Genomic DNA, 19,430 nt, shown 5'->3' with positions numbered 1-19,430 from the left:
CGCGGGGAGAGCACATGGATGTGCTCGGCTTTGAGGAGCGAGGAGAGGGGTAGGGGTGAGGGTGCGATCGGAGCACGATGATGAAGATTTGCGGGGCGCTTGAGCCGCGCGCTCCGCACGAACCCTCACCCCCAGCCCCTCTCCCGGAGGGAGAGGGGAGTTCCATCGCGGTATCGGTTAAAATTTTGCGTTCCGTCCAGACGCAATGCAGAAATCATGACTGTCCGCACCCGCTTCGCCCCCAGCCCCACCGGTTTCCTGCATATCGGCGGTGCACGCACTGCGCTGTATTGCTGGCTCGAAGCCCGTCGCCGCGGCGGCGAATTCCTGTTGCGCATCGAAGACACCGACCGCGAACGCTCCACGGATGCGGCCGTGCAAGCCATTCTCGACGCCATGCAGTGGCTGGACCTGAGCGCCGATGACGCGCCGATTTTCCAAACACACCGCCTGACCCGCTACAAGCAAGTCGCCGATGAGCTACTGGCGGCGGGCAAGGCGTATTACGCCTACGAAAGCAAAGACGACATCGAAGCCATGCGCGAAGCCGCGATGGCACGCGGCGAAAAGCCTCGCTACAACGGTTACTACCGCGATCGCAACGAACCGTATCGCGACGATCCGAACCGCGTGATTCGTTTCAAGAACCCGCTGGAAGGCACCGTGGTGTTCGATGACAAGGTAAAGGGTAGGGTGGAGTGGGCCAATGCCGAGCTCGACGATCTGGTGATCTTCCGCTCCGACGGCTGGCCCACCTACAACTTCGCCGTGGTGGTCGACGATATCGACATGGGCATCACCGAAGTGATCCGCGGCGACGACCACGTCAACAACACGCCGCGCCAGATCAACATCTATCACGCGCTAGGCGCGAAGGTGCCGGAGTTTGCGCATCTGCCGATGATCCTGGACAAGGAAGGTAAAAAGCTTTCCAAGCGCACCAACTCGGTCAGCGTGATGGAGTATCGCGAAAGCGGTTTTCTGCCGCACGCGATCCTCAACTATCTCGTACGACTGGGCTGGTCGCACGGCGATCAGGAGATTTTCTCGCGCGAGGAAATGGTGAAGCTGTTCGACGTGGCCGATGTGAATAAAGCCGCATCGCGCTTTGATACCGAAAAGCTGGAGTGGCTCAACCAGCATTACTTGAAGACCGACGATCCGCAGTCGCTGGCACCGGAATTCACCTGGCACCTGGCGCGTGCCGGCATCGATATCGGCAACGGTCCCGCGCCGGCCGACGTGATCGTCGCGTTGCGCGATCGCGTGCACACGCTCAAGGAAATGGCCGAGCGCGCGAAGATCTGGTACGGCCCGATCACCGAATGGGACGAGAAAGCCGTCGCCAAGCACCTGAAAAACGACAGCGCCGCGCAGGTGCTGCAAGCCGCACGCGATTTGCTCACCGGTTGCGAATGGAAGCCGGAGCCGATCCACCAAGTGATTGAACACGTCGCCGCCAAACTCGAACTCGGCATGGGCAAGATCGCCCAGCCGCTGCGCGTAGCGATGACCGGTACGCAGGTGTCGCCGTCGATTGACCACACGATTTACCTCACCGGTCGCGACGCGGCGCTCAAGCGCATCGATCACGCCATCGCCCTTGCGCAACAAGCCTGATCGCTTCGCACATGAAAAGAGGGGCAGGGTGAGGCCGTGGACGTGCATCACCCTTCGTTCCTAGTCCAAGACGTACTCTAGGTGAGCTCTGTACCCAGCATCACCACATTGACGAGGCACGAATGGACGAACTGCTAGCCAAGGCAACTCAGGGCGTCGATCCCGATTCCCCCGGTGCGTTCTTTCATATTTTCGTCAACTTGATGAACATGATTCCCTGGGCCCAGTTGTTCTGGTGGAATGTGGTGTTCGTTGCGGTGGGAGCCTTGCTCGGCTGGTGGCGCGGACGCTTGATGGTGGGTATCGTCTGGGCACTGGTGCTGGGTCCGATCGGCTGGATTATCGTGCTGCTCGCCCCCAAATCGGTGAAACCCCCACCGCTGCCGCGCTGACGGTCTGCATGGGGGGTGTATGATCAAACTCGAGGTGAGTCCGTTGAGCAGTAGCCCTTCCGTCAAAGCGCATACCCATCATCACCACGAAGGTCCCAAGGAATTCGTGGCGGCAGTGGAACATGCCAGCGAAGAGCGCGGTTTGCGTCTGACGCCGCTGCGCAAGGAAGTGCTGGAACTGATCGCCGCCGCGGGCAAACCCGTCAAGGCCTACGATCTGCTCGACCATCTGCGCGAACGCCATGGCAACGCCGCGCCGCCCACGGTTTATCGCGCCCTCGATTTTCTGCTCGAGCACGGCTTCATCCACAAGCTGGAATCGATCAACGCCTTCGTTTCATGTCATCACCCGGCCGAAGCTCATCAGGTGCCGTTCCTGATCTGCGATGTCTGTTCCAGTGCGCAGGAAGTGTGCGACGAGCGCGTCGCCGAATTGATCGAAGCGCAGGCGAAGGCCTTCGGTTTCCGTCCTCAAGCACAGACGCTGGAAGTTCACGGCGTCTGCAAGCAGTGCCGGAAGGGCTGAGCCCACCCTGTTGCGGCCCGGCATGGCTCGGTCGGCGGCCGGGTTGCGCGTATCCTGCCGATGTTATATTGTATCATAACAGGCCGGCCCCACCGGCTAACCCACGCATGGTGTAGTCCCACCCATGGATCCCACGCCAACGTCTCAATCATTCCGCTGGTGGAACCTGGCCGATCGCGTCGGCGCGACCGCGTCGTTCCTTTGCGCAATCCACTGCGCCTTGCTGCCGTTTGTGCTCGCCATCCTGCCACTGCTCGGGCTGAGTTTTCTTGCCGACCACGCTTTCGAGCGCGGTTTCGTGCTTTGCGCCAGCGCGCTCGCCTTGTTCGCGCTGGTCAACGGCTATCGCGGGCACCATCGATCGCTTCCGCTGCGGCTGGCTCTTCCAGGCCTGACCCTGCTGGTGGTCGGCGTTACGTTTGCCGAAAACTACTCGATCATCCTGCACAGCGTGCTGGTGACTTGCGGCGGTTTGCTGTTAGCCAGCGCGCATTTCGTGAATCTCCGACTCCATCGACTGCACAGTCACGTGCACAGCGCGCAATGCGCACACTGAACGCTTTAAATGCGCAGTGATTGTGTAACGGCTGCACCGCTTTCTAGCATTGTCGAATGAATCACGCGCACAGCCACGCCTGCGACCATCACGACGATCATTCCCACGCGACGGGGACGGTCGGTCGCGAGCGCAAGCTGCTGTTCGCGTTCGTGCTGACCGCGGGCATGATGCTGGCCGAAGTGGTGGGCGGATGGTGGTCCGGCTCGCTGGCCCTGCTGGCCGATGCCGGTCACATGCTGGTCGATGCGCTGGCGCTCATGCTTGCCCTGTTCGCCGTGCGCATGGCGCGGCGTCCCGCCGATGCGCGGCGCACGTATGGTTACGGCCGCATGGAAGTGCTGGCCGGTTTCGTGAACGCGCTGACGCAATTCGTGCTGGTCGGATTTATCGCCTACGAGGCCGTCGAGCGACTCTTCAAGCCGGTGCAGATTCTTTCTGGCGTCATGCTCGGTGTGGCTCTGGTGGGACTGCTGGTGAACCTCGTCGTGCTTCGCAGCCTGCACGGTCATGCGCATGACGACGTGAACCTCGGCGCGGCCAGCCTGCATGTGCTGGGCGATCTGATGGGTTCCGTCGGCGCAGTGCTTGCCGCGCTCGCCGTACGCTGGATGGGTTGGAATTGGGCGGACCCGGCGCTGTCGCTGCTGGTATCGCTGCTGATTCTGAGCAGCGCATGGCAGCTGCTGCGTCGCTCTACTCACATCCTGCTCGAAGGCGTGCCTGAGGGGATGGACCCGCATGAAGTCGAAGCTGCGTTGCGTGGTGCCGATGCATCGATCCGCGATGTACACCATCTACACGTCTGGCAGCTCGCGTCCGGGTCGCGCATGGCCACGCTGCATGTCGAGCTGCATGATCAAGGCGACGGCGCGCGCGTACTCGCCGCGGTGAACCGGACGCTGCTGGATCGCTTCGGCATCCGGCACGCCACCATCCAGATCGACCCGGGTGACTGCCCAGACGAAGGCCCTGGCTGTAACGCCCACCATCACCACTGACCCAGCGTCGGCCTTGCGCTTTGGGCCGCCGCTGCTAGGATGTTAGGTCGTCAACAGCATTACGAGTCAAGGAGTTTCCTATGGGTAAGGGCGATCGCAAGACCCGTCGCGGCAAAACCTACCGTGGCAGCTACGGCAATACCCGCGCGCACTCCGTGCAGCCCGCCGTGGCCGGCACCAAGCCGACCGTAACCAAGCCGGCCGCTGTCAAGAAAGCCGCACCGAAAAAGAAATCGGCCTGAGCCATTCGCTCGCCGACACAAAAGCCCCCGCATGCGGGGGCTTTTTATTGGGCGCGAGTCCAGGCGCGCAGAAAAGCCTGGTTGCACGTTCACAAAGCATTCCCCCTATCGCCTCCGGACCCGTCGCCCGCGTTACCACGCAGCATTTGCGTTAGCGGGCGTTATCTATCAGCTTTCCTGGATCGCGCGCGAATTTGAAACGCTTTGAGCGCCGATCCACACCTGACGCACCAGCCCGCCGCCGATCCAGTAGCACAGCTCGGCGGGTTGTTTCGCATTCCATACGACGAGATCGGCTCGCTTGCCGATGGCGAGCGTGCCGCGATCCGTCAAACCCAGCGCACGCGCAGCGTTCACCGTGATACCGCGCAGCGCTTCCTCCGGCGTGAGCCGAAATAGCGTGCATGCCATGTTCGCTGCCAAACGCAACGAGAGCAGTGGCGAGGTGCCCGGATTGCAATCGGTGGCGATGGCGATGGAAACACCGTGCGTGCGCAATGCATCCACCGGCGGCAGCTTTGTTTCGCGCAGTGCATAGAAAGCGCCGGGCAACAACACCGCCACTGTGCCCGCCCGTGCCATCGCCTGGATGCCCGAGTCGCTAAGGTATTCGAGGTGATCGGCTGACAATCCCTTAAATTCAGCCACCAGGGCAGCACCGTCCAAGTCGGACAGTTGCTCCGCATGCAGCTTTACCGGCAAGCCTAATAGGCGCGCATGCTCGAACACACGCTGCGTTTCCGCGCGACTGAAACCGATCCCTTCGCAGAACGCATCCACCGCATCGACCAGCCCTTCGTCGGCCAGTGCGGGAAGCAATTCATTGCAGACCAGCGCAACGTACTCGTCGCGTCGGTCCTTGTATTCGGGCGGCAATGCATGCAGTCCAAGGAAGGTGGTTTGCACGCGAATGCCAAGCGCAGTGCCCAGGCGGCGTGCCACGCGCAGCATCCGTCGCTCCGCGTCCAGTTCCAATCCGTAGCCGGATTTGATTTCCAGCGTGGTCACGCCATCGGCAAGCAGCGCGCGGGCGCGGGGCAGCGATTGAGTAAACAGTTCGTCTTCGCTCGCGTGGCGCGTGGCGCGCACGGTGGAGACGATGCCGCCGCCGGCGTGCGCAATGGCTTCGTAACTGGCGCCATTGAGGCGCAATTCGAACTCCTGCGCGCGATCGCCGCCGAAAACGAGATGAGTGTGGCAATCGATCAAGCCGGGCGTCACCAGGGCGCCGTCGAGGTCATGTACCTCTCGTGCTGTCGAAGCGGATGCCGACGGCAGATCCCGCATCGCGCCAATCCAGACGATGCGTCCATCCTGACAAGCCATCGCCGCGTCGGTAAGCAGTCCGTGACTGGCTTCACCGACGAAGGTGGCGAGTGACGCGTTAGTCAGCAACAGGTCCCAGTTCATCGTTCGGAATCTTCTTCGGATGGGTCGATGGGTAAGGGGATCTGATCCTGTTTCTCCACTTCGGCGCGTAACGCTTGTTGCCGTTCGAAATCCTGGATCATGCGCTCGGCAAAATCCCTGTACACCGGCGTGGGGCAGAAGAGGGATGCTGCCGCGCGTGCCAACAGGCAGGCCGCCATGATGGGAATCACCATATTCTGGTTGTTGGTCAGCTCCATCGCAATCACCGCCGACGTCAACGGTGCACCCGTCACGCCAGACAGATACGCACTCATGCCCAGCAACACCACCGCCGCTTCCGGTGCGTGCGGCAGGAAATAGGCGATGTTGTGGCCGATACCCGCACCCACCGCCAGCGCCGGCGAGAAGATGCCACCCGGAATACCGGCCCAGTACGACACCACGTTGGCCAGCAGTTTGACGATGCCGAACCAATGGCCCGGCGTCACCGGTGCTTCCTGCACGAACGCACGCGCCTGCACGTAGCCGGTGCCATACACCGCGTTGTGCGACAACACGCCAAGTACCGCCAGCGCAAAACCGCATCCGATGGCGAATACCACCGGATTCCGATCGCGTAAACGTCCGACGACAGCCAGTGGCCCGCGTCGACTCAACAAAATCAGCCGCGCGAACAACCCGCCGAGCAGGCCGCCGACGATGCCGCATTGCAGGACCGCAAGCCACGCATGTCCCAATGGCAGGCTCGTTTGCACCGTGCCGAAATAGGCGTAGTTGCCGGTAATGCCGAGCGACACCACGCCACCCACGATCACTGCGGTAAGCAGCAAACCGCTGAAACGGTGTTCGAACGTGCCAGCGAGTTCCTCGATGGCAAACACCACGCCTGCCAGCGGTGTATTGAACGCGGCCGCAATGCCTGCAGCACCACCCGCGAGGATGAAACGCGAGAGTGCTTTGGGATCCGTAAAGCCGAATCGTCGACCTAACCAGTGGAGCAGTCCCGCGCCCACATGCACGGTGGGTCCTTCGCGACCGATCGAGGCGCCAACCGTCAGCGCCAGCAAGGTCAATACCATCTTGCTAACGGCAATCGGCAAAGCCAGCATGCGTGAGCGAAAACTCTCGTCCTCGATGTGGATGGTGGCAATCACCTGCGGAATACCACTTCCACGTGCCGCGCGCAGACGACCCTCGGTGGCCCAGGACAGCAGGCCGAATACGGCCGGCGTCAGGATCAGCGGAATCCAGATGCCATGCGCCACGATTTTCTGAAACAACACGTAAGCCCAGTCGCTGGCCTTGGCAAACAGAATGGCCGCCAGCGCGACCAGCACCGCGCCGCTCCACAAGGCGATGCGCCGCTTCCATTGATAAGGCGCGAAGAATTCGTGACCCAGTACCGCGCGAAGCCGCGGATTGGAGGCTTTAGGAGGCGGCGTGGAGGACTCGGACATCTCTGCATTATGGCAGACGCTCTGCTTCCTCTCCCCTCCGGGAAGAGGATTGAGGTGAGGGGCTGCCCTTGCAATGATGCATGATCGAAGCGTGCTTTGAATCACCGCAGCCGCAAGATCGGCCCCTCACCCCAGCCCTCTCCCCGGAGGGGAGAAGGAGACGGAATGTCATGGCGGACGCGTCAGCCAGCGCGTTTCGTATAGGTCATAGCGCCGATCCTTCAAGTTCTGCACCGCGCCGGCATTGCGCGCCCGCGCCAGGCTTTCCATGCGTAAATCGGCGAACAGCACGGTTTCGATATTCGGCGTGGAATCCGCCGCAACGCCATCGCGGGCGAACGGGAAATCGCTGGGCGTCAGAATGCAGCTTTGCCCATACTGGATATCGAAATTGTTCACGCCTGGCAGGTTGCCGACATTGCCGGAAAGAATCACATAGCACTGGTTCTCGATCGCTCGCGCCTGCGAGCAATAGCGCACACGCAAATACCCTTCGCGCACATCGGTGCAAAATGGTACGAACAACATCAGTGCACCCTGATCGACCAGATGCTTCGCGACTTCGGGAAATTCCGCGTCGTAGCAGATCATCACGCCGATGGGGCCGCAGTCGGTCTGGATCGTTGCCGCGCTGTCGCCTCCGGTGACATTCCACACCACGCGCTCGCTTGGTGTCGGGTGCAGCTTTTCGCGCTCATGGATCGAACCATCGCGCAGGCATACGTAACATACGTTATGGATATCGCCGTTCGGCTGTTCCGTCGGGTGCGAGCCGCCGACGATATTGATGTTGTAGTGCACTGCCAGGCGGCTGAAAAGCTCCTTCACCTGCGGCGTGTAATGGCTGAGCTTGCGGATGGTGTCGACCGGTGAGAGTTCCTCATTCTCGATCGACAGTAGCTGCAGGGTGATCAGCTCCGGAAACGTCACGAAATCCGCGTTGTAATCCGCGGCGATGTCTGTGAAGTATTCGACGTGTGTCGCGAACTCCCCGAACGAACCGATGCGCCGCTGCAAATACTGCACAGTCGCCACGCGCACCGAATCAGGTAGATGCTGCGTGGATTTCACCGACGGAATATCCGGCTGGTCGAGCAGGGCGGGGTTCCGCCAGACCAGATGCGCGGCATAGCCGAGCGATTCGTAATCCGTGGGAACATACGCGCGCAGCAGCCCGATGATTTCAAAATCGTTGGACAGCTGAAAACTCAGCGTGGGATCGCGCCGCCGTCCTTCGAGGACAGCCTGCATATAAGCCTCCGCGCTACCGTAACGCTGGACGTTGCGGGCCAGCCCCGGAATGCGTCCCCCGAAGGTGATGCCGCGCAGCTTCAGCTCGGTACACAACCGCTTGCGCGCCTGGTAAAGCCGCTGACCGATCCGCATGCCGCGGTAATCCGGATGCACGACCACTTCCATGCCGTACAGCCAATTGCCGTCCGGATTGTGGCGCGATGCCATACCGCCGCCGGTGATCTGCATCCAGGTGTGCGGCTTCAGCGCCAGGGATTCGTCGATACGAAAGGTGGCGCAATAGCCCACAATGTTGCCTTCATACTCGACAACGAACTGACCTTCCGGAAAGTGCGTCTGCTGAGAGCGCAACATTTCCGCCGAGTGACCCCATTCGGCTGTGTAGACGCGTGCGGTGAGGTTCACCAGGGCCGGCACATCGGCCGGGACAGCCTGGCGCAACGTGAGCTTAGGGGTATTTTCATTTTTCCGAGCCATTTCTTCATCCTTTCGTATGGAAGGTGAAGCGGATGCGAGTGAGCCGGTTACACTTCGCGGACCACACGGAGAGCATTCATGAGCGCAACCACCGCGACCCGCTACTTCCAAGCCGGACAGCTCTGGCGCGATTCGGCCTGGCGCAGCGGCGGCGCGTTTGCCGTGGACGGCCAAGGCCGTGTGATAGAGGGTCAGGGTGAATCATCGCACTACCTTGGCGCCTGGGTGCTGCCGGGCATGCCGAACCTTCATTCGCATGCGTTCCAGCGCGCCATGGCGGGTTTGGCCGAGCGCCGCGGCCCCAGCGATGACTCATTCTGGAGTTGGCGCGAAACCATGTATGCATTCGCCGCCCGCATCGATCCGGAATCATTGCAGGCCATTGCCGCGCAGCTCTACGTGGAAATGCTCAAAGCCGGCTACACGCAGGTTTGCGAGTTTCACTATCTCCACCACCAGCCCGACGGCACGCCCTACGCTCAGCCAGAAGCCATGTCGTTGGCCTTGATCGAAGCGGCGCGCGAAGCGGGCATCGCACTCACCTTGCTACCCGTGCTGTACATGAGCGGCGGTTTTGACGGTCGCGCGCTGTCGCCGCGGCAACGTCGTTTCGGACACGATCTGGACGGTTATCTGCGCTTGCTTGATACCCTGCGTAAACACGAGCGCGACGACCTGCGCGTGGGTATCGCCTTGCACTCGCTGCGTGCGGTGCCCGAGCAAGCGATCAACGGTGTGCTGGCGGCGGAAGCGGCCAAGCAGGGACCGATCCATATCCATATCGCCGAACAGATCGGCGAAGTGCAAGATTGCCTGGCCACTCGTGGCGCGCGCCCAGTGGAGTGGTTGTTCAATCATGCGCAGGTCGATGCACGCTGGTGCCTGGTGCACGCCACCCACCTCACCGAATCCGAAACTGCGCAGATTGCGCGCAGCGGCGCCGTGGCAGGCCTTTGCCCGACTACCGAAGCCAATTTAGGCGACGGTCTTTTCCCGCTCACCCGTTATCTCGACGCCCAAGGTGTACTGGGTATCGGTTCGGATTCGCACATCTCGATATCGCCGGTGGAAGAGCTGCGCTGGCTCGAATACGGCCAACGCCTGACGACGCGTCATCGCAATATCGCGTCGCGCCACAAAGACGACAGCGTCGGCGAGACACTTTGGCAAGCGGCGTTGCGTGGTGGCGCATTAGCCGCCGGCCTGCCCATCGGCGAACTGAAAGAAGGCTCGCGCGCCGATCTGCTCGTGCTCGATAGCAACGCACCGCTACTCGCGGCACGCGACAACCGTTCGGTGATGGATAGTTTCCTGTTCGCCGGCAATACACCGCTCGTGCGCGACGTGATGGTCGGCGGTCAATGGGTCGTGCGCGATTTTCATCATCGCGATGAAGAGCGCATCGCAGATCGCTACCGTGCCGTGGTGGAGCGGTTGGCGAAAACCTGATGTTGGGCGAAAGCCCGCACCATGTTCAGAAGGTTTGCAGCCGGAGCCGGATCATCGGAAGGCTGCTGCCCGCTACCTCGCGTGGCGGCCTCCGGCTGCAAGCCTTCTGAACATCAGTAGTCGATTGACTCGTGCATTGATTGCGCCTGTAGCTTCGCCGTGCTGTCGCCAAGCGCGGTGCGAATAATGGCTGCCTTGGTATACAAATCGGATAAAAGATCCGGACTGCCGCGTAGAAAATGCGTAATTTTGCACAGCATGGCGGGCAGGCTGATGCGCTCGATGTGCATCGCTACGAACTCAGTGCAACGCACCTGTCTCCGTGCCGTTGACGCTTGGCAAACCGCACTGCAGCCGCATCGCGCTTGCTTTCACTGACCTGACGCTGGGGCTGAACCTACGGCATCGGTTCAGCTTGGCGCCGTCATCGCAACGATCCGAGACCGCGTTCTCCGACCTGAGTTTCTACTCACCAGGAGAGCACCATGCGTCGTTATTTTTCTGTCTTGCTGATCGCTCTTGCCGTGCTGGGCGGCACGCTGGCGCAAACAGGTTGCATTGTCGTTGCACCACGTCCGGCGCGCGTGTGGGTGCCCGGTTATTGGGGTCCCAGCCACGTATGGGTTGGCGGTTACTACCGCTATCGCTGATTCGCGTTTCGACTCGCGTTGGAGCGGTGCTTGGGAGCCGCTCCGCTGCGTGCGCTCCATTCACGCATGAAGTCGATGAATACGCGTAGCTTGGGCGCTACCTGGAACCGGCTCGGGTAGTACAGGTAGAAGCCCTCGTACGGCGGTAACCAGGGTTCGAGCACGCGTTCCAGTCGCCCGGCGTCGAGGGCAGCGCGTGCGGAAACCTCCAGCACACAAGTGATGCCGATGCCGTCTTCGGCAGCACGCATCGCAAGCGGGATGTCGTTGACGGTCAGGCTCCCGTCAACGGCAATCTCGTACCAGCGGCCTTTCTGCGCACCGCTGCGATGCGCGAATTCCCAGCGGTAGATCGCACCGCTGCTGATCTGCCGGAATTTGATGCAGTTGTGGCTCTGCAGATCCTTGGGTTCCTTGGGGCGGCCGCAACGTTCGAAGTAGGCCGGCGATCCCACGACCACCGAACGCACGGAGCCGCCGATGGGGATGGCGACCATGTCGCGTTGCAGCCGTTCGCCCAGCCGGATCCCTGCGTCGAAGCCTTCGGCGATCAGGTCGGTAAGACCGTTGTCCACATGGATGTCCAATTGCACATCCGGCCAGCGCGCCATGAATTCACCGAGCACGGGTTCGATGATCGATTGCGCCACGACATTCGGTACCGTCAAGCGCAAGGTGCCACGCGGGCGATCGCCGTGTTGGCGGATGGCATCCATCGCCAGGTCCAGTTCGTTGAGCGCCGGTGCGATACGTTGAAGCATGTCGCTGCCCGCTTCGGTAAGGCCGACCTGGCGCGTCGTGCGCTGGAGGAGCCGTGTGCCGAGCTGGTTTTCCAGCTGCTGCAAGGTCTGGCTTAGTGCCGAGGCGGTGACGTCGAGGGCGGCTGCGGCGCGCGTGAAGCTGCCGTATTCGGCAATGGCGCGGAAAGCGCGCAGGGCGTAGTCGTCGCGCATGGGCGTCTCTTCGATTAATTAGCCGGGCTTTATAATGCATCAAGTGGATGGTGGTTTTTCAACGTTATCCCCTGGCGCAGACTGAGCCCGTCTTCCACCGAACGGAGTTCAGCCATGTCGCTCGATCAATACTTCACCCTTGGCCGTTCCGGCCTGCGCGTCAGCCGCCTGTCCCTGGGCACAATGACTTTCGGCGAAGACTGGGGCTGGGGCGCTGCCGCGGAGACCGCGCGCGCCATGTTCGATCGTTATCTCGATGCGGGCGGCAACTTTATCGATACCGCGGATATGTATACCGAAGGCACCAGCGAAAGCATGCTGGGCCAGTTCATCGAGGAAAGCGGCACGCGCGATCGCGTGGTGCTGGCCACCAAATTCAGCTACAACGCGCAACAGGGCAATCCCAATGCTGGCGGCAACGGCCGCAAGAACATCATGCGTGCGGTCGAAGGGTCGCTACGCCGGTTGCGCACCGATTACATCGACCTCTACTTGCTGCACACCTGGGACCGCATCACGCCGGCCGAAGAAGTCGTGCGTACGTTCGACGACCTGGTGCGCGCGGGCAAGATCCGCTATGCCGGTTTGTCCGACGTGCCTGCATGGTATGCCGCCCGCGCACAGACCTATGCCGAAGCCCACACGCTGACGCCACTGATCAACATGCAGCTGGAATATTCGCTTGCCGAGCGCAACATCGAACACGAATACGTATCGCTGGCGCAAAACCTCGGCTTGGGTATTACCGCGTGGAGCCCGCTGGCGATGGGACTGCTATCCGGCAAATACAAGCCCAGCGAGCAAGGCGGCGAGGGCGACGGGCGGCTCGCCAAGGTGACAGCTGCGCCAGGCTTCGAGCGCTTCACCGAACGCAATTGGAAGATTGTCGCCGCGCTGGAGCAAGTGGCGAAGGAATCGGGCCACAGCATGGCAGCCGTCGCCTTGAACTGGGTGGCGACGCAGCCGGGCATCGCCTCAGTGATCATCGGCGCCACCAAGCTGGAACAGCTGGATGCGAATCTCGCAGCGTTGTCGTTCGAGCTACCTACAGAACTGCGCGCACGACTGGATGCCGCCAGCGCACCGGACAAGCCGTTTCCTTACTACATGTTTGCCGATATCCAGCAGACGCGTCTGCACGGTGGCGTGGCAGTGGGCGACAAGCCCGAAGGTTATGCGCCGCGAGTGTTCGTACCTTCGGTACCGGCCCGCAACATTCGCGCAACGCGCTGATCTTTCGATTCGGACTCAAGCTCACATCGTGAACCCTTCTCCCCTTGGGAGAAGGTGCCGACAGGCGGATGAGGGTGCGATTAGAACGTGACATTGAAGATTTGCGCAACGATTCAATAGCACGCGCTGATCGCACCCTCACCCCAACCCCTCTCCTCGCTCCTCAAAGCCGAGCACATCCATGTGCTCTCCCCGCGTACCCGACGGGAGAGGGGCTAGATCCACGCCGAGGAATAAAATCATGACCAATAAAACATCACGCTGGGTCGATGTCGACCACGCCCGCCTCTATGTGGAAGAGGCGGGCGAGGGCGAAGCCATCACCATGCTGCACGGCTTTCTGGTCGACAGCGGCCAATGGAATGCCGAGTTCGCCGCACTCGCCGACACGCACCATGTAGTGCGCTACGACGCCCGCGGTTTCGGCCACTCCAGCATCGTGCCTGGCGGCTATGCGCACCACGAAGACCTCGCTGCCGTGCTGGATGCCTGCGGTATCCAGCGCACCGCTTTGCTGGCCTGTTCCGGTGGTGCGGCGACGGCGCTCGATTTCACTGTCGCGCAACCGGAGCGAGTGAGCGCGCTCATTCTTATCGGCGCAGGTTATTGGGGCAAATTCGCCGACAGCACGCCAGCCGCGCGCGCTTTTTTACAAGCGCTAAGCACATTCGATGTCAACGGCCTGATCGACAGCTCATTGCGCGCCTTTACCGATGGCCCGCGCCGCCGGCCGGGTGAAGTGGATCCCGCCGTGCGCCGGCATACGGAAGCCATGACCACCCGCTTGTTCAAGCGCGAAACGAGTTATTGGACGCGTGCCGCACAAGACCAGCGCACGCCGAAGCCGACTGCACTGGAACACCTTCGAGCGATCGACGTGCCGACCTTGCTGATTGTCGGCGCCGAAGACCAGGCCGAAGTGATCGCCCTGTCGAACGAAATGGCAGCAGTCATGCCTAACGCACGTCTACGGGTCATACAGGATGCAGGACATCACGCCAATCTGGAATGGCCCGCTCAGGTACTGACTGAGGTGCGCGGCGTGTTGTCGGCAACCGTGGAGATGTAGATCTTTTTGGGCTCACCATCCCGACGCAGCCCGGGATGGCGAGCCAAAGCGGATTATGCTTGCGCCATCCTTCACGATGCCGCAGCGATGAACACAAGCATCTCCGACGAATCGCCCGCTAAGCCGATGGCCTGGACCGATGAAGACCTGATCCGTCACGGCACCCCGGCATTCCGACGTACCAACCTGGCGCTGTTTGCCGCCGGTTTCGCCACGTTCGGTTTGTTGTATTGCGTGCAGCCGCTGATGCCGCAGTTCAGTCAGCACTACGGCATCAGCGCCGCGGCGAGCGCCATGTCGTTGTCATTGACGACCGGCGTGCTGGCCTTCGCCATGCTGTTCGCCGGCGGCGTATCGGATGCCTGGGGGCGCAAGTCGGTGATGGTGGCCTCGCTGCTTTCCTCGGCAGTGTTGGTCTTGCTGACCGCACTGATGCCGAATTGGTACGCGTTGCTGACCATTCGTACCTTGCTTGGCCTCACGCTCAGCGGTTTGCCGGCCGTGGCGATGACCTATCTCAGCGAAGAAATGCACGCCGAGTCGATCGGTCTCGGCATGGGTCTGTATATCAGCGGCAGTGCGGTGGGTGGCATGAGCGGCCGGCTGATTTCAGGCGTCGTGGCGGATTACTTCGGCTGGCGCGTCGGCGTCGGTGTTGTCGGCGCGGTCGGTCTCGTTTCCGGGCTGGTGTTCTGGCGCGCGTTGCCTGCATCGCGTCACTTCCATCCGCAAGCCTTGCAATGGCGCGCACTATTCGGTCGCTTCGCCGGGATGTTCCGCGATGCGGGTTTGCCGTGGCTTTTCGCGGAAGGGTTTCTGTTGCTCGGTGCGTTCGTCACCGTCTACAACTACCTAGGTTATCGCCTGTTGGCGCCGCCTTACAGTCTTAGTCAAACGGTGGTCGGCCTGATCTTCGGTATCTATCTGGTCGGTACGTTCAGTTCGGCGTGGATGGGACATCTTGCAGGCAAGTTGGGGCGTCGCAAAGTGTTGTGGACCGCACTCACACTGATGTTGTTCGGTGTGGGCTGCACGATGATGACGTCGTTGTGGCTGATCATCTTCGGCATCACCGCGATCACGTTTGGCTTCTTCGGCGGCCATTCGATCGTCAGCAGCTGGGTGGGGCGGCGCGGTGGTGCGGCCAAGGCGCAGGCGTCGTCGATGTATCTGTTTAGCTATTACATGGGTTCGAGCGTGGCCGGCGCGAGCGGTGGGCTGTTTTACGCCGAGCACGGCTGGAACGGTGTAGCGTTGTTTGTCGGTGCGCTGGTTTTGGTCGGCTTATTCATCGCGCTGTGGTTGTATCGCGTGCAGCCGCTGCCGCAGCTCACCACTCCGCCTACACCGATGAGCAAGGGCGCGATGCCGTGAAGATCGAAAGCGTCGATCGCTCGCTCTCCCCAAAGAGGGGAGAGCGGCGTGAAGCGGGTTACTGCGTCGTAGCGGTTGCTTCGGGTTTCAGCATTCCCTGCACGTCTTCAACATGGCCATCGTTGAAATTCGCCGGAACGCCGAGCAGGTGCGCCATCAAGGGATAGACGTCGACGATCGGGAAGTTGTGGAAGCGGATGCCGCTCTGGAATGCCGGACCGTGGGCGACAAACAGTGCCTGCATAAGCGGATCGGCGTTGTCGTAGCCGTGCTCGCCGATGCTGAGCTTGCCTTTGTGCTTGGCCAGGTAGTCTTCGGTAGTAATGCGCCAGCCGACATCGGCTAGGCAGATCAGTTGCGGCACACGTGCGTTGGCGCCGTAATTGAAACGCTTGGGCACGCGAGTCTTGTCCCAGCAGTGCATGTGTTGCTGCGGCTGCTCCAGCTGTTCTTCAATGGCGTTGAAATCGTGTTTGCGCTTGGGATTGAAGCCAGCCAGCACGCCCAGGCTTACCGTATCCACATCTTTCAGCGGAATCAGCTTGTCGATAAGCACGTTGTTCTCCGGCGGCACGGTGGCCATGCCGTGATCGGCAATCACGATGATATTGATGTGATCGAGCAGGTTGCGTTGACGTAAACCGTCGACCAAACGGCTCATGGCGGCATCGGTATCGCGCAGCGCCTGGTTGACCTGCGGCGAATCCGGGCCGTGCTCGTGGCCGGCATGGTCGACAGCATCGAAATACAGCGTGATGAAGCTGGGCCGTTGACCGGGTGGCAGATCCAGCCAGGCCAGTACCTGATCCACGCGCTGATCCGCGGTGACTTTGCCGTCGTAAGGCTTCCAGAAATCCGGATGATAACCCTGGATATCCGCCTCGGAACCGGGCCAGAACATCGTGGCGCTGCGCAGACCATGCGCATCCGCGGTCTCCCACAGCGGTGTGCCCTCATCCCACCACAATCCATTGCTCACGGCTTTGCGATCGCTCAGCGAGAACTTGCCCAGTTCCGGATCGACCATCGTGTTGTTGACGATGCCGCTATGGTCCGGCACCAAGCCTGTGACGGCAGCGTAGTGGTTAGGAAACGTCAGCGACGGAAACGCAGGCTGCATCGAATCGGCGTGCACTCCCGTTGCGGCGAGAGCCTGCAGGGTAGGGCTGAGGCCGCGGTTGATGTAGTCCGCACGATAGGCATCGATGGAGATCAGCAGCAGCGGCGTAGTGGATGCCGCTTTTGCTTGCTGCGCCGCTGTCGCAGGCGATGTGGACGTGGTGTGTAGAAAAACGCAGCCGGCACTGAGGGCGATGAACGAACAGAGCAGAAAGCGGGACAACCATTTCATGGGGACGATCCGTGGGTATGGATGGAAAGCCTCTTCATGATCTCGCAGTTGTATGACTAATTCAGCTGTCGCGAAATCAGTGGGCATGTTGGACGGAGCGTAAGTTTTTGTGCGTGGGCGAATTTTGTGGCGCCACGTAAAGCGTCGAGTGAGCCCTCTCCCGTCGGGAGAGGGTGCCGACAGGCGGGTGAGGGTTCGTGCGGAGCGTGATAGCCGAGCCTTGCGCAAGGTTTCAGTAACTCGCTCCGATCGCACCCTCACCCCAACCCCTCTCCCAAAGGGAGAGGGGCTGCAGCAGCGACGTTAAGCAGCAGGCCGCATCAAGACCTTACCGGTAGCCAGCTCGTACACCCCGCCGACCACGCGCATGCCACCTTGTTGAACCGCTTCCGACAGCACGGGCTGCGCCGACTTCACGCGCGACACGTTGTAATCCACATTCGCGCCGATCGCATTGCTGAGCACATTGTCGCCACCATCTTCTACTGCCTTGGCGATACCTGGGCGTACTGCATCGACGATGTCCCAGATATGCCCAGGCAACGGAGCAGGTTGCTTAATGTCGCTGATGGTTGCTTTGATCGCACCGCATTCGGTATGCCCCAGCACCATGATCAACGGTACTTTGAGCACGCCCACAGCGTATTCGAGGCTCGCCAGGCTGTCGCTGCTCAAGTAGTTGCCGGCCACGCGCACTACGAACAAATCGCCCGGCCCCTGGTCGAACACAAGCTCCGGCGCTACGCGCGAATCCGCACAGCTCAATATCGCCGCGATCGGATATTGAGCCTTGACGCGCGCTGCACGGCCCGCCGAGAAATCCTTCGCATCGATCTTATTGGAAGCGTAGCGCGCATTACCGTCCAGCAGGCGGCGCAGTGCCACGCTGGGCGAGATAGCATTTTGTGGCGGTGATGCGTCGGCGAATGCACTCAACGGTGTCAATGCACTCAATGCGAGCAGACTCAGACCGGCTCCAAGAAACTGACGACGCGATTGCAACGAATGCGAAGGGTGATCGCACATGGCACGTCTCCACTTAGGTTGATGGATCGGACTCCAGCAAGACCATAGTTCAGCTTGGACAGGGTATTCCTATTTTCTGGAAGGTGGCGTGCGTTAGCCCTTCAGCCACGCGGCGGCGCCTCGCCCGGCGCGGTAACCGCTGGCAAAGCAGGCGGTCAGCAGATAGCCGCCGGTGGGCGCCTCCCAATCCAGCATTTCCCCGGCACAGAAAATGCCCGGTAGTGCGCGGAGCATCATGTTGCCGTCCAGCGCTTCAAGACGCACGCCGCCTGCGCTGCTGATGGCCTCGGCCATCGGGCGTGGCTGGGTAAGGCGCAGCCGTAGCCGTTTGATGGTTTGCGCCACGATATCCGCATCCGTGAGCAGCTTCTTGTCGAGCACCTCGTGGATCAGAGCCGCCTTCACGCCGGTAAGGCCGGCCTGTCGGCGCAGATGCTCGCTGAAGGAGCGGCTGCCTCGCGGCTTGGCGAGGTCATGCTGCAAGCGCGCCAATGCACGGTCGGGTGCCAGATCCAGCTCCAATATGGCATGACCCTGCTCGGCAATGGTGTCGCGTAATCCGGCGGAAAGCGCATAGACGAGACTGCCCTCGATACCCGTCGCGGTGATCACACATTCACCCTGGCGCGTGTGTTCGTGGCCAGCGCCATCTCGCCAATAAGCCGCGACCGGTTTCAACGGTGCACCAGCGTGACGAGCCGCGAGGTGATCGCTCCAGCCGATGTCGAAACCGCAATTGGATGGCTGCAAAGGCGCGATGTCCACACCGCGCGCAGCCAGCCACGGCAGCCATGCGCCGTTGGAACCCAGTTGCGGCCAACTGCCGCCGCCCAGCGCCAACACGACGGCGGCAGCTTGAATCGAACGTTCGCCGTTCTGCGTCGCGAAACGCAACGCACCGTCTTCGTTCCAGCCGAGCCAGCGATGATGTGCATGAAAGCGCACACCGCTTTCGCGCAGGCGATGGACCCAGCCGCGCAGCAGCGGCGCGGCTTTTAGATCGCTGGGAAAAACGCGGCCAGAACTACCGACAAACGTCTCCACACCCAGGCTGCGCGCCCATTCACGCAAAGCGTCGGCGTCGAAATCGTCCAGCCAAACGCCCACCTCGTGCGCACGCGCGCCGTAGCGCTGAACGAACTCATGCTTGGGTTCGCCATGCGTCAGGTTCATGCCACCTTTGCCGGCGATCAGGAATTTGCGTCCGACCGAACCTTTGCCTTCGTACAAGTCGACCTCGATGCCACGCGCGCGTGCGACCTCGGCAGCCATCAGCCCGGCGGGGCCGCCGCCGATGATGACTAGCTTCGAATGGGGATGTTCCGCTGTAGACATGGCGTGTCGCGATGACGATAGTTGTCCATTGTACGTCGGCAGAAACATGCCTCATCGATTTCAGTGCGAGAGGTTCTTCTGCCATCCTGCATGA

The 19,430-nt window shown here is 61.4% G+C and carries 19 protein-coding genes; 11 read left to right on the top strand and 8 right to left on the bottom strand.

From position 1 onward, the window contains the following. Positions 1–216: 216 nt before the first annotated feature. The 6 genes from gltX (at position 217) to QQL64_RS07085 (ending at position 4,337) form a co-directional block, all read left to right on the top strand. Positions 217–1,620: a glutamate--tRNA ligase gene (gene gltX / locus QQL64_RS07110; protein ID WP_284397542.1), complete on the top strand. Its 1,404-nt coding sequence runs from the start codon at positions 217–219 to the stop codon at positions 1,618–1,620. 122 nt (positions 1,621–1,742) lie between these two features. Then, positions 1,743–2,012 carry a hypothetical protein gene (locus tag QQL64_RS07105; protein ID WP_284397541.1) on the top strand — a complete coding sequence of 90 codons (270 nt, stop codon included), beginning with the start codon at positions 1,743–1,745 and terminating at the stop codon, positions 2,010–2,012. Positions 2,013–2,031: 19 nt separating this feature from the next. Beyond that, positions 2,032–2,538: a transcriptional repressor gene (locus QQL64_RS07100; RefSeq protein ID WP_284397540.1), complete on the top strand. Its 507-nt coding sequence runs from the start codon at positions 2,032–2,034 to the stop codon at positions 2,536–2,538. Between the two features lie 124 nt (positions 2,539–2,662). Continuing rightward, positions 2,663–3,094, top strand: a complete 432-nt coding sequence (locus QQL64_RS07095) for a MerC domain-containing protein (RefSeq protein ID WP_284397539.1) — start codon at positions 2,663–2,665, stop codon at positions 3,092–3,094. Between the two features lie 56 nt (positions 3,095–3,150). Further along, entirely contained in the window at positions 3,151–4,095 is a 945-nt protein-coding gene (locus tag QQL64_RS07090; protein ID WP_284397536.1) for a cation diffusion facilitator family transporter, read from the top strand. Between the two features lie 80 nt (positions 4,096–4,175). Continuing rightward, positions 4,176–4,337: a 30S ribosomal protein THX gene (locus QQL64_RS07085; RefSeq protein WP_284397535.1), complete on the top strand. Its 162-nt coding sequence runs from the start codon at positions 4,176–4,178 to the stop codon at positions 4,335–4,337. Between the two features lie 168 nt (positions 4,338–4,505). On the opposite strand, the gene hutI is transcribed toward QQL64_RS07085, so the two are convergent. From hutI to QQL64_RS07070, 3 genes are all read right to left on the bottom strand, one after another. After that, complete coding sequence (hutI, locus tag QQL64_RS07080) at positions 4,506–5,747, bottom strand: imidazolonepropionase (RefSeq protein WP_284397533.1); 1,242 nt, start codon at positions 5,745–5,747, stop codon at positions 4,506–4,508. After that, the gene (locus QQL64_RS07075; protein ID WP_284397531.1) at positions 5,744–7,165 is read right to left on the bottom strand and encodes a chloride channel protein; all 1,422 of its coding nucleotides are present in this window, start codon (positions 7,163–7,165) and stop codon (positions 5,744–5,746) included. The genes hutI and QQL64_RS07075 overlap by 4 nt, the downstream gene beginning before the upstream one ends. Before the next feature lie 168 nt (positions 7,166–7,333). After that, the gene (locus tag QQL64_RS07070; RefSeq protein ID WP_284397529.1) at positions 7,334–8,896 is read right to left on the bottom strand and encodes a bifunctional GNAT family N-acetyltransferase/carbon-nitrogen hydrolase family protein; all 1,563 of its coding nucleotides are present in this window, start codon (positions 8,894–8,896) and stop codon (positions 7,334–7,336) included. A 78-nt stretch (positions 8,897–8,974) separates the two neighbouring features. Between QQL64_RS07070 and QQL64_RS07065 the strand changes: the two genes are divergently transcribed. Next, positions 8,975–10,345, top strand: coding sequence for a formimidoylglutamate deiminase (locus QQL64_RS07065; RefSeq protein WP_284397528.1), 1,371 nt, complete (start codon positions 8,975–8,977; stop codon positions 10,343–10,345). A gap of 113 nt (positions 10,346–10,458) precedes the next feature. On the opposite strand, the gene QQL64_RS07060 is transcribed toward QQL64_RS07065, so the two are convergent. Next, positions 10,459–10,635, bottom strand: a complete 177-nt coding sequence (locus QQL64_RS07060) for a hypothetical protein (protein WP_284397527.1) — start codon at positions 10,633–10,635, stop codon at positions 10,459–10,461. A gap of 195 nt (positions 10,636–10,830) precedes the next feature. Between QQL64_RS07060 and QQL64_RS07055 the strand changes: the two genes are divergently transcribed. Next, entirely contained in the window at positions 10,831–10,995 is a 165-nt protein-coding gene (locus QQL64_RS07055) for a hypothetical protein (RefSeq protein WP_284397526.1), read from the top strand. Here the strand turns inward: QQL64_RS07055 and QQL64_RS07050 are convergent. Then, positions 10,986–11,948, bottom strand: a complete 963-nt coding sequence (locus QQL64_RS07050; RefSeq protein ID WP_284397525.1) for a LysR family transcriptional regulator — start codon at positions 11,946–11,948, stop codon at positions 10,986–10,988. The two genes, QQL64_RS07055 and QQL64_RS07050, sit on opposite strands and share 10 nt — an antisense overlap. Positions 11,949–12,062: 114 nt before the next feature. Between QQL64_RS07050 and QQL64_RS07045 the strand changes: the two genes are divergently transcribed. The 3 genes from QQL64_RS07045 to QQL64_RS07035 all read left to right on the top strand — a co-directional run bounded on the left by QQL64_RS07045 (position 12,063) and on the right by QQL64_RS07035 (position 15,624). After that, positions 12,063–13,181 (top strand): aldo/keto reductase, encoded by a 1,119-nt coding sequence (locus QQL64_RS07045; RefSeq protein WP_284397524.1) that lies wholly within the window; start codon positions 12,063–12,065, stop codon positions 13,179–13,181. Between the two features lie 241 nt (positions 13,182–13,422). Beyond that, on the top strand, positions 13,423–14,250 hold the full coding sequence (locus tag QQL64_RS07040) for an alpha/beta fold hydrolase (protein ID WP_284397522.1): 828 nt from the start codon (positions 13,423–13,425) through the stop codon (positions 14,248–14,250). Positions 14,251–14,376: 126 nt separating this feature from the next. Next, the gene (locus QQL64_RS07035; RefSeq protein WP_284399688.1) at positions 14,377–15,624 is read left to right on the top strand and encodes an MFS transporter; all 1,248 of its coding nucleotides are present in this window, start codon (positions 14,377–14,379) and stop codon (positions 15,622–15,624) included. Between the two features lie 58 nt (positions 15,625–15,682). Here the strand turns inward: QQL64_RS07035 and QQL64_RS07030 are convergent, their stop codons facing one another. From QQL64_RS07030 to QQL64_RS07020, 3 genes are all read right to left on the bottom strand, one after another. Continuing rightward, positions 15,683–16,975 (bottom strand): alkaline phosphatase family protein, encoded by a 1,293-nt coding sequence (locus QQL64_RS07030; protein WP_284397521.1) that lies wholly within the window; start codon positions 16,973–16,975, stop codon positions 15,683–15,685. A gap of 303 nt (positions 16,976–17,278) precedes the next feature. Beyond that, positions 17,279–18,001, bottom strand: coding sequence for a carbonic anhydrase (locus tag QQL64_RS07025; RefSeq protein ID WP_284397520.1), 723 nt, complete (start codon positions 17,999–18,001; stop codon positions 17,279–17,281). Between the two features lie 93 nt (positions 18,002–18,094). After that, positions 18,095–19,336, bottom strand: a complete 1,242-nt coding sequence (locus tag QQL64_RS07020) for a TIGR03862 family flavoprotein (RefSeq protein ID WP_284397519.1) — start codon at positions 19,334–19,336, stop codon at positions 18,095–18,097. Positions 19,337–19,430: the final 94 nt, after the last annotated feature.

Source organism: Dyella lipolytica (assembly GCF_030160075.1).
In the GTDB taxonomy this organism is placed as follows: domain Bacteria; phylum Pseudomonadota; class Gammaproteobacteria; order Xanthomonadales; family Rhodanobacteraceae; genus Dyella_B; species Dyella_B lipolytica.
This window is presented reverse-complemented; position numbering and strand designations above follow the sequence as displayed.

What these genes read in the sequence shown, in the direction of transcription:
- gltX (WP_284397542.1), top strand. Translation starts at nt 217, where the DNA reads ATGACTGTCCGCACCCGCTTCGCCCCCAGCCCCACCGGTTTCCTGCAT.
- QQL64_RS07105 (WP_284397541.1), top strand. Translation starts at nt 1,743, where the DNA reads ATGGACGAACTGCTAGCCAAGGCAACTCAGGGCGTCGATCCCGATTCC.
- QQL64_RS07100 (WP_284397540.1), top strand. Translation starts at nt 2,032, where the DNA reads ATGATCAAACTCGAGGTGAGTCCGTTGAGCAGTAGCCCTTCCGTCAAA.
- QQL64_RS07095 (WP_284397539.1), top strand. Translation starts at nt 2,663, where the DNA reads ATGGATCCCACGCCAACGTCTCAATCATTCCGCTGGTGGAACCTGGCC.
- QQL64_RS07090 (WP_284397536.1), top strand. Translation starts at nt 3,151, where the DNA reads ATGAATCACGCGCACAGCCACGCCTGCGACCATCACGACGATCATTCC.
- QQL64_RS07085 (WP_284397535.1), top strand. Translation starts at nt 4,176, where the DNA reads ATGGGTAAGGGCGATCGCAAGACCCGTCGCGGCAAAACCTACCGTGGC.
- hutI (WP_284397533.1), bottom strand. Translation starts at nt 5,747, where the DNA reads ATGAACTGGGACCTGTTGCTGACTAACGCGTCACTCGCCACCTTCGTC.
- QQL64_RS07075 (WP_284397531.1), bottom strand. Translation starts at nt 7,165, where the DNA reads ATGTCCGAGTCCTCCACGCCGCCTCCTAAAGCCTCCAATCCGCGGCTT.
- QQL64_RS07070 (WP_284397529.1), bottom strand. Translation starts at nt 8,896, where the DNA reads ATGGCTCGGAAAAATGAAAATACCCCTAAGCTCACGTTGCGCCAGGCT.
- QQL64_RS07065 (WP_284397528.1), top strand. Translation starts at nt 8,975, where the DNA reads ATGAGCGCAACCACCGCGACCCGCTACTTCCAAGCCGGACAGCTCTGG.
- QQL64_RS07060 (WP_284397527.1), bottom strand. Translation starts at nt 10,635, where the DNA reads ATGCACATCGAGCGCATCAGCCTGCCCGCCATGCTGTGCAAAATTACG.
- QQL64_RS07055 (WP_284397526.1), top strand. Translation starts at nt 10,831, where the DNA reads ATGCGTCGTTATTTTTCTGTCTTGCTGATCGCTCTTGCCGTGCTGGGC.
- QQL64_RS07050 (WP_284397525.1), bottom strand. Translation starts at nt 11,948, where the DNA reads ATGCGCGACGACTACGCCCTGCGCGCTTTCCGCGCCATTGCCGAATAC.
- QQL64_RS07045 (WP_284397524.1), top strand. Translation starts at nt 12,063, where the DNA reads ATGTCGCTCGATCAATACTTCACCCTTGGCCGTTCCGGCCTGCGCGTC.
- QQL64_RS07040 (WP_284397522.1), top strand. Translation starts at nt 13,423, where the DNA reads ATGACCAATAAAACATCACGCTGGGTCGATGTCGACCACGCCCGCCTC.
- QQL64_RS07035 (WP_284399688.1), top strand. Translation starts at nt 14,377, where the DNA reads ATGGCCTGGACCGATGAAGACCTGATCCGTCACGGCACCCCGGCATTC.
- QQL64_RS07030 (WP_284397521.1), bottom strand. Translation starts at nt 16,975, where the DNA reads ATGAAATGGTTGTCCCGCTTTCTGCTCTGTTCGTTCATCGCCCTCAGT.
- QQL64_RS07025 (WP_284397520.1), bottom strand. Translation starts at nt 18,001, where the DNA reads ATGTGCGATCACCCTTCGCATTCGTTGCAATCGCGTCGTCAGTTTCTT.
- QQL64_RS07020 (WP_284397519.1), bottom strand. Translation starts at nt 19,336, where the DNA reads ATGTCTACAGCGGAACATCCCCATTCGAAGCTAGTCATCATCGGCGGC.